Genomic DNA, 7,384 nt, shown 5'->3' with positions numbered 1-7,384 from the left:
GCTGACGAAGGAAGCATCTTAACATATCCTAATGAGTCAGTAAGGGAATTTCAAGATGTTTCCTTCGTCAGCATGACAAAAAACAAATAACAACACCAATGACACCTCATCTTAACGCTCCATCCCCATCTGTAACAACGACTGCTAACAAACGCCAGTGGTTATACCCACGTGTCGTGAAAGGTCGCTATTATCGCTGGCGGACGGGCGTTGCCTGGATCTTTCTGGCCATGCTGTTTGCCGGGCCATTTCTGAGCTACAAGGGACAACCACTCTTTCTGTTTAATATACTGGAGCGGAAGTTTAACTTCTTTGGCGTTACGTTCTGGCCGCAGGATTTTTATCTGGTTGCCATTGGGTTGCTGGTGTTTATCGTCTTTGTTGCTCTGTTTACGGTTATATACGGACGCGTATTCTGCGGCTGGATTTGCCCACAAACGGTTTTTCTGGAAATGGTTTTTCGGAAAATCGAAATCTGGATTGAAGGAGATTATAATGCCCGTCGGAGACTTGACGCATCGCCCTGGACAACCGAGAAAATCTGGAAGAAATCGCTCAAATACAGCATATTCTTTTTGATTTCGTTCTTGATTGCCAATACCTTTCTGGCCTACATTATCGGTAAAGATGCCCTATTGACAGTCATCACCGACAATCCGGCTAACCACCTCGTCGGACTGACGACAATACTGTTGTTCACCGGCGTTTTCTATACGGTATTCGCCTATGTGCGTGAAATCGTTTGCACAACCATCTGCCCGTACGGGCGCCTGCAAAGTGTATTGCTGGATAAACAATCAGTCATTGTCACCTACGATGATGTTCGTGGAGAGCCGCGGGGAAAATTAGTGAAAAATGAAGAGTTAAAAGTGAAGAATAAAGAGTTGGTTGTAAACGACTATTCTTCAGTCTTTATTCCTCACTCTTCATTAAATAAAAAAGGCGACTGCATTGATTGTAAGCTTTGTGTGCAGGTTTGTCCAACGGGGATCGACATTCGGAACGGCAACCAGATGGAGTGTGTAAGTTGTACTCAATGCATCGATGCCTGTGATGACATTATGGATAAGATAGGGCGACCTCGTGGTCTGATTCGTCACGATTCGTTGGAAGGTATTCAGACTCGTAAGCCGTGGCGACTGACGGGCCGTATGATTGGGTATAGTGTTGTTCTGGTACTACTGATGGGTGTTTTGGGATTCCTGCTGTGGAGCCGAAGCGATCTTGACACAACACTATTACGGGCACCTGGCCAGCTGTATCAGCGTGAGAAAGGCGGGTTGGTTTCCAATCTGTACCTGATCGAATTGGTAAACAAAACGCATCAGGTAAAGCCCGTTACATTCCGCGTCGATTATCCGGGAGCTACGTTGCGGATGGTTCAACCCATCACGAAAGCACCTGCCGATGAACTGACCAAAGGCATGTTTTTTATTCTGCTACCCGAGAAATCCATTCGCGAGAGCAGCACGAAACTAACAGTTCAGGTCGTCTCAGAAGGCGTCGTACTTGATCAAGTGAAAACAACATTTTTGGGGCCGGTACAATGAGCGAAAGGGTGAATGAGTGAGAGAGCGGACCTGCTCACCAAATTATTCACTCTTTCGCCCTTTCACTCTTTAATCTTATGAACTGGGGTAAATCAATCATTCTCGTGTTTGTGCTCTTTGGGAGCTTCATTGGTACGATGGTGTACCGCATGACTCGCGAGCGCATCGATCTGGTTAGTGAAAACTATTACCAGAACGAAATCGAATATCAGCAACACATTGATCGGGTGAGTAACGCCCAGTCAATCCAAGCGGGCTTTAACTTCTCGAAAATCATGACATATCTGGCAGATCAGCAGCAGGTTGTGTTTGTGCTGCCCAATCGCCTTCAGAAAGGCGAGATTACGTTTTACCGTCCCGGCGACAGTCGGCAGGATTTTCGGGTAAATGTCCCCGCGAAGCACCCAACCCGACAAGTTATTCCGACAAAATCGCTGGCAAAAGGCAACTGGCGTGTACAGTTCACTTGGTCGGATGGGCAACGGGAGTATTATAAAGAAGAACAGATTTTTCTATAAACGATGTCGCCCTGGCTTGCTACCGCTTTCCTGACGGGTTTGATCAGTAGTCTGCACTGCGTAGGTATGTGTGGGCCGCTGGTAGCCGCGTTGCCAGTGGGACGTTTGCCATGTGGACAGCGATGGCAGGCAGTGGGCTTATATCATGCTGGGCGTATTGTTACCTACAGTGTGCTGGGCGCATTGGCAGGTACGCTAAGTTTAGGACTGAATCTGATGGGCTGGCAACGTCCGCTGTCTATTGGGTTTGGGGTTAGTTTATTAATCAGTTTTATCTGGCGAAAAGGGCTCCCCGCTCGATTGCACTGGCCTTGGCTGAATGCCCGAATTTCAAAACTATTCGGCCAATACATACACAAACCCCAACGCTGGAGCTTTGCCGGATTGGGTATGTTGAATGGCCTTCTACCCTGCGGATTTACTTATCTGGCTTTAGCTGGAACGCTGGCAACACAAACGCCACTGGCGGGAGCTTCGTATATGCTGTTGTTTGGCGCGGGTACATTGCCTGCACTTTTGGGCGTCAATCTGGTAGCGAGTTGGGTAACGATTGTTGGTCGTCAACGGCTGAATCGCGTTCTGTCGATGGTTACCGTAGGTGTCGCTTTACTCCTTATAGGTCGGGGAGTGGCGGAGTATCAACTTCCAATTGGCCCGGCGGATGTTATCCCAATCTGCCACGGATTATTGACCGGGAAATAGCGGAGGGTTTTGCGAAAAGCGGTGCCACCGTTTAACTAAGCGTCATTAAGTAACCGTGGCACCGCTTTTCGCAAAATCCTCCGCTATTTCCTGATTAATCTCCCCGATGACTCGAATAAGACTTGCCTGATGAAGATGAATGTGTATATTGATTCCTTACGAGGGAAATAATAACACACTATTCTTCTACGACCGGTGATTATTTACGAAGCAAAAAATTGGTTTGGTGCACTTAAGCATTTTCACACCAGCTACAGTATTCGAATGCTTTTGCAGCGCGTGGGGTATGTGAGCGCCTATGGTGTTGTGCTAACATTGATCGATCAGCATGTCGCTGATATACACGTACCTTTTGACGGAACGCTCTTTTCACTGTTAGGTATTACGCTCAGTTTATTGCTGGTATTTCGTACCAATACCGCTTACGATCGATTTTGGGAAGGTCGCCGACAGTGGGGCTTATTAGTCAATTACAGCCGCAATCTGGCCGTTCTGATGGACGGTCTGCTACCCGATGACGCGCAGACGAATCGGGTTTTCTTTGCCCGAACACTTTCCAATTTTGCACTGGCACTTAAAGGCCATCTGCGCACGGGCGTTGATTTTACCGAACTCGAAGAAACGGGTGATGATCAACTGAAAACCTTGTCCGACTATGCGCATATCCCTAGCCGATTAGCCGCTTTGTTGACGCGTCGTTTTCAACTATTACGTCAGGACGGCCTTATCAACGACGCGGATTTAATTACCATTCGGCTTTATCATCAATCGCTGCTCGACATAACGGGGTCCTGTGAACGGATCAAAAAGACGCCCATTCCGTTCTCCTACAGCTTCTTTATCAAGCTGTTTATTACGATGTATATATTGCTGATTCCGTTAGTTCTTGTTTCTAACTATGGCTATTTTGGTATTATAGCCACCACCTTAGCGGCCTACGCCTTAATCGGCATCGAGATGATTGGCGACGAAATTGAAGAACCATTCGGACTAGATTGCAACGATTTGCCATTGAATCAGATTGCCCAAACCATCCGCCGAAACGTACACGAAATTCTGGGCGTAAAACCTTCGGCGACTGTTTTGGCTAAGGCGGAGGTTGATTATATCAAAGTGAATTGATGGCGTTCACCTCACCCCCGGCCCCTCTCCTAAAACAGGAGAGGGGTGACTAGCGAAAGATTCGCCTGTTTATGCGGATGACTACTCCCCTCTCCTGATTTCAGGAGAGGGGTCGGGGGTAAGGTAAACACCTACCCAATCTTCACCGACGTCATCGTCAACGACCCTGCCACAGCGCGATCGTTAAAGAACGAGACAGAGTCTTTGGAACCTTGCAGTCCTAGAGTATACAATAAGGGCAGATAATGCTCAGGTGTGGGAATCGCTAATGCGGCTTCCCGACCCAGCATGTTGTAATTAATGAGTGGCTTGGTATCGCCGTCGCTGATGAGCTGTTTGAATTTATCGTTGAGCGATTTTGCCCAGTCGAAGCCGTAGTTGGGTACGTCCATTTTATCCCAGGCCACCATCCGAAGATTGTGCACCATGTTTCCACTACCCATAATCAATACGCCTTTTCGACGTAATGCATAGAGTTCGCGAGCCAGATCATAGTGGTATTGTGGGCCTTTGGTATAGTCGATACTCAATTGCAAAACGGGGATTTTTGCCTCTGGATACATATGCCTGACTACCGTCCAGGTGCCGTGATCCAGACCCCAATCGTGTGCCAGTTCGACATGCGCTGAATGAAGTAGTGATGCCGTTTCTTTGGCCAGAACGGGATTGCCTGGAGCCGGATATTGTACGTCAAACAACGCTTTAGGGAAGCCGCCGAAGTCGTGAATCGTCTCTGGGAAATCCATTGCCGTGATTTTAGTCCCTCTGGAAAACCAGTGTGCCGAAACAACGAGAACAGCCGTTGGCGTTGGAATCTCCTTCGCCATACTCGTCCAGCGACGACTGAATTCATTATCTTCAATACCGTTCATGGGTGATCCGTGACCAACAAACAGAACCGGCATAAGCGGCCCTTTCTCGTCCAGATCGTCGGTAAATTGTTTAAATGCTGATAAGCTATTCATTGTAATTGCACCGGTTACCGGTTATAGTAATCTATTGAACACCAAAAGTCATGACTGAATTCATTTTTTACGGAGGTGCTGAATGGTCAAGGTTTCCGATTTTTGCAGCATGAAACAAGCATTCGTATTAGCTCTATTGTTAATAAGCTTTAATACCACCGCTCAGGTGTTACGGAAACGGACTGTCAAACTCATGGGTAGCCGGTTTGATATTACGCTGGTCGCTGACGATTCCCTAATGGCCGAACATGCTATTGACACGGTGATTGCCGAGGTGACGCGGATCGAGAATCTGATTTCGGACTGGAGACCAGATACGCAAATTTCGCAAGTCAACAAAAATGCGGGTATTGCTCCGGTCAAAGTAGATACTGAAGTATTTGCCCTGACGGAGCGGGCTCTCCATTTCTCCAAAATCACGAATGGGGCTTTTGATATTAGTTTTGCTGCGATGGATCGTATCTGGAAATTCGACGGCTCTATGACAGAAATGCCTAGCCCGCAGGCGGTGAAGAAATCGGTGGAGAAAGTAGGGTATAGGTATATCGTTCTGGACCGGGAGCACTCTACCATTTTTCTGAGCCGCAAAGGGATGAAGATTGGTTTCGGCGCTCTAGGTGAAGGGTATGCCGCCGACCGCTGCCGCGACATGATGCTGGCTCGGGGTATCAAAGCTGGTATTGTCAACGGCTCTGGTGATATGAGTACCTGGGGTAAACAACCCAATGGGCGTGACTGGTCTGTAGGCATTACCAATCCGCTACATAAAGACACTGTATTTGCCATTGTACCGCTACGGCAGAGTGCCGTCGTGACCTCCGGAAGTTACGAGAAGTTCGTAGTGTTTAATGGTAAGCGATACGCACACATTATTAATCCCAGCACGGGCTACCCAGCCACCGGTGTGAGCAGCGTAACGGTCTTCGGACCTAGTGCTGAAACGGCCAATGGTTTCAGCACATCGCTGATGGTATTGGGTAAAGAGGCCGGACTGAAACTGATAAAGAACTATCCGCAATACAGCTATATCATGATTACCGACGATGGGCAGATTTTCTCCTCTCGAAATCTGGATATAAAGAAGTATAGTTTGTAGAACTGTATGATTTGGTCAATCAGGTATAATTTATGAAAGAAGAAGCTTTTCAAAAAGACGACCAAAACGCTCAAAACAGAGCTTCTACGCATTCTAACCCCTTTGCCGATCCGGCAGTGGTAGCGAGTTACGCCCAAAACCCACCACGGATAGTACCAGGATTTGCTGACCTGCAACGTATGACTGCGTTACTATTAGCCGAACGGGCACCAGCTAATGCCCGTGTGCTTGTCCTGGGAGCAGGCGGTGGGTTGGAGCTAAAAGTTTTTGCAGAAGCAAATCCAGGGTGGCAATTCGACGGGGTTGATCCGGCAGCAGAAATGCTTGAACTGGCTAGAGCTACACTGGGACCTCTCATCCGACAGGTACAACTCCACCAGGGCTATATTGAGACAGCTCCTGAGGGACCTTTTGATGCCGCAAGCTGCCTACTGACGTTGCACTTTCTTACCCCTGAAGAACGCCGTCGTGCTTTGATCGAAGTTCATCGCCGTTTAAAGCCAGGCGCTCCATTTGTGGTGGCCCACCTGAGCTTTCCGCAAAGCGAGCCCGAGCGGTCGCTCTGGTTGTCGCGTTACGCTGGCTTTGCCACCACTGGTGGTATCGACCCGGAGAAGGCTCAAAAAGCGAGTGTTGCAATCAGTGAGCGGCTTCCCCTTTTATCCCCTGAAGAGGATGAAACTATGTTGTATGATGCGGGTTTTTCTATAGTTAACTTATTCTACGCGGGCTTCTGCTTCCGAGGCTGGGTAGCTTACAGGTGATAGTTATCGTCTTTGAAAACAGGAAGAAGTACGTCATCTACCATGATTTGAATACGGCTCTGGTCGATATTTCCCATTCGGATCAGGTTTTCCATTCGTATCAAATCAAAAGGAAGCATTAAGGTAATGATGCTCACTTCCCTCACTTTTTCTCCTCTTGACTGAGCCTGTTTCAATAGATCTTTCATGGCTTTTATATGTCTATCAACGGCGTGGGTATGAATCGTTGGCTCTTTCGTGTTTTCTTTATCCTGCATTCGTAAATAATAATAGTTGTTCAATATCTCTGCGCCTATCTCTAGATACATACGTTGATAGACAGTGAGTAATTGAATAAAATCCCCTCGTAAACTACCGGTGTCTTCCAGTTTATCAAAAAAATCACCCTCAAATAGTTTTTTGGCTTTGTGCGCATAAATATCCTGTAGTAAATCAAGCATAGTGGGCCATCTGCGGTACAAAACTGTGCGACTGGTGTTGGCTGCATCAGCAATCTGTTGAAACGTGAGGTTTGTGTGTCTCACCTCATTCATCAATTTAATGGTCGCATCGAATAAGCTTTCCAGTAGCTCGTCCCCACGTCTTCTCATATTTTTTTGTTCGTCCATAGTCAGTTTTTAATTAAGCAGGCAAAATAAGGTACAATTTGTATCTAACATTGATAATC

Annotated in this window: 8 protein-coding genes; 6 read left to right on the top strand and 2 right to left on the bottom strand. The window is 47.4% G+C overall.

The window, feature by feature from the left end:
• Positions 1–98: 98 nt before the first annotated feature.
• The 4 genes from ccoG (at position 99) to GO755_RS17035 (ending at position 3,892) form a co-directional block, all read left to right on the top strand.
• On the top strand, positions 99–1,550 hold the full coding sequence (gene ccoG, locus GO755_RS17050) for a cytochrome c oxidase accessory protein CcoG (RefSeq protein ID WP_157586366.1): 1,452 nt from the start codon (positions 99–101) through the stop codon (positions 1,548–1,550).
• Positions 1,551–1,627: 77 nt separating this feature from the next.
• On the top strand, positions 1,628–2,068 hold the full coding sequence (locus tag GO755_RS17045) for a FixH family protein (RefSeq protein WP_157586365.1): 441 nt from the start codon (positions 1,628–1,630) through the stop codon (positions 2,066–2,068).
• Between the two features lie 3 nt (positions 2,069–2,071).
• The gene (locus tag GO755_RS17040) at positions 2,072–2,770 is read left to right on the top strand and encodes a sulfite exporter TauE/SafE family protein (protein ID WP_157586364.1); all 699 of its coding nucleotides are present in this window, start codon (positions 2,072–2,074) and stop codon (positions 2,768–2,770) included.
• Positions 2,771–2,965: 195 nt separating this feature from the next.
• Positions 2,966–3,892 (top strand): bestrophin family protein, encoded by a 927-nt coding sequence (locus GO755_RS17035; protein WP_317165892.1) that lies wholly within the window; start codon positions 2,966–2,968, stop codon positions 3,890–3,892.
• Positions 3,893–4,023: 131 nt separating this feature from the next.
• Here GO755_RS17035 and ygiD read toward each other — a convergent pair whose 3' ends face one another.
• Positions 4,024–4,857 (bottom strand): 4,5-DOPA-extradiol-dioxygenase, encoded by an 834-nt coding sequence (gene ygiD, locus GO755_RS17030; RefSeq protein WP_157586363.1) that lies wholly within the window; start codon positions 4,855–4,857, stop codon positions 4,024–4,026.
• A 109-nt stretch (positions 4,858–4,966) separates the two neighbouring features.
• Between ygiD and GO755_RS17025 the strand changes: the two genes are divergently transcribed.
• On the top strand, positions 4,967–5,953 hold the full coding sequence (locus tag GO755_RS17025) for an FAD:protein FMN transferase (protein ID WP_157586362.1): 987 nt from the start codon (positions 4,967–4,969) through the stop codon (positions 5,951–5,953).
• A 32-nt stretch (positions 5,954–5,985) separates the two neighbouring features.
• Positions 5,986–6,717, top strand: coding sequence for a class I SAM-dependent methyltransferase (locus GO755_RS17020; RefSeq protein ID WP_157586361.1), 732 nt, complete (start codon positions 5,986–5,988; stop codon positions 6,715–6,717).
• Here the strand turns inward: GO755_RS17020 and GO755_RS17015 are convergent.
• Positions 6,708–7,325, bottom strand: coding sequence for a TetR/AcrR family transcriptional regulator (locus GO755_RS17015; RefSeq protein WP_157586360.1), 618 nt, complete (start codon positions 7,323–7,325; stop codon positions 6,708–6,710). The genes GO755_RS17020 and GO755_RS17015 overlap by 10 nt on opposite strands.
• Positions 7,326–7,384 lie beyond the last annotated feature (59 nt).

Origin of the sequence: Spirosoma arboris, from assembly GCF_009754945.1 — a bacterium.
In the GTDB taxonomy this organism is placed as follows: Bacteria; Bacteroidota; Bacteroidia; order Cytophagales; family Spirosomataceae; genus Spirosoma; species Spirosoma arboris.
This window is presented reverse-complemented; position numbering and strand designations above follow the sequence as displayed.

Coding starts and splice junctions, on each gene's coding strand:
- ccoG (WP_157586366.1), top strand. CDS start 99: ATGACACCTCATCTTAACGCTCCATCCCCATCTGTAACAACGACTGCT.
- GO755_RS17045 (WP_157586365.1), top strand. CDS start 1,628: ATGAACTGGGGTAAATCAATCATTCTCGTGTTTGTGCTCTTTGGGAGC.
- GO755_RS17040 (WP_157586364.1), top strand. CDS start 2,072: ATGTCGCCCTGGCTTGCTACCGCTTTCCTGACGGGTTTGATCAGTAGT.
- ygiD (WP_157586363.1), bottom strand. CDS start 4,857: ATGAATAGCTTATCAGCATTTAAACAATTTACCGACGATCTGGACGAG.
- GO755_RS17025 (WP_157586362.1), top strand. CDS start 4,967: ATGAAACAAGCATTCGTATTAGCTCTATTGTTAATAAGCTTTAATACC.
- GO755_RS17020 (WP_157586361.1), top strand. CDS start 5,986: ATGAAAGAAGAAGCTTTTCAAAAAGACGACCAAAACGCTCAAAACAGA.
- GO755_RS17015 (WP_157586360.1), bottom strand. CDS start 7,325: ATGGACGAACAAAAAAATATGAGAAGACGTGGGGACGAGCTACTGGAA.